The following is a 647-nucleotide window of genomic DNA, read 5'->3' as shown; positions in this document are numbered from 1 at the left end:
CCTGGCACAAGTGCGCAACACCGGCCTGCTGCTGGATCGTCGCCAGGGGCAGTGGGTGTATTACCGCCTCAACCCCGAGCTGCCCGCCTGGGTGCACGACATGCTGCAGGTCACCCTGCTGGCCAACGGGCAGTGGCTGGCCGACAACACCCTGCGCCTGCAGAACATGGACGGCCGCCCCGTCCGTGACGCCGCCTGCTGCTGATCCCCGTCGAGCGAGTCTTCCATGCTGGTCGCCATTGCAGTCTTCATCTTCACCCTCGTCCTGGTCATCTGGCAGCCCAGGGGCCTTGGCGTCGGCTGGAGCGCCGCCCTGGGCGCGATCATCGCCCTGGCCGCCGGCGCGGTTTCGCTGCACGACATCCCGGTCGTCTGGGCCATCGTCTGGAACGCCACCGCCACCTTCATCGCGGTCATCGTCATCAGCCTGCTGCTGGATGAAGCCGGTTTCTTCGAGTGGGCCGCACTGCACGTGGCGCGCTGGGCGAACGGCAGCGGCCAGCGCCTGTTCGCCTTCTGCGTGCTGCTCGGCGCGGCCGTTTCGGCGCTGTTCGCCAATGATGGTGCGGCACTGATCCTCACGCCCATCGTCATGTCGATGCTGCTCGCCCTGCGCTTCTCCCCAGCCGCGACCCTGGCCTTCGTCA

General features: G+C 67.9%; 1 protein-coding gene and 1 pseudogene. Both read left to right on the top strand.

The window, feature by feature from the left end:
- Positions 1-205, top strand: a pseudogene (locus A6723_RS30840) (transcriptional regulator); the annotation flags it as partial.
- Positions 206-226: 21 nt separating this feature from the next.
- Positions 227-647, top strand: a 421-nt coding sequence (locus tag A6723_RS30835; protein ID WP_256546990.1) for an ArsB/NhaD family transporter, incomplete at its 3' end; no start/stop codon positions are given.

Origin of the sequence: Pseudomonas sp. AU11447, from assembly GCF_001672555.2 — a bacterium.
Taxonomy (GTDB): domain Bacteria; phylum Pseudomonadota; class Gammaproteobacteria; order Pseudomonadales; family Pseudomonadaceae; genus Pseudomonas; species Pseudomonas nitroreducens.
Note: the sequence above shows the minus strand (reverse complement) of the source record. Positions and strands in the feature narration are given on the sequence as shown.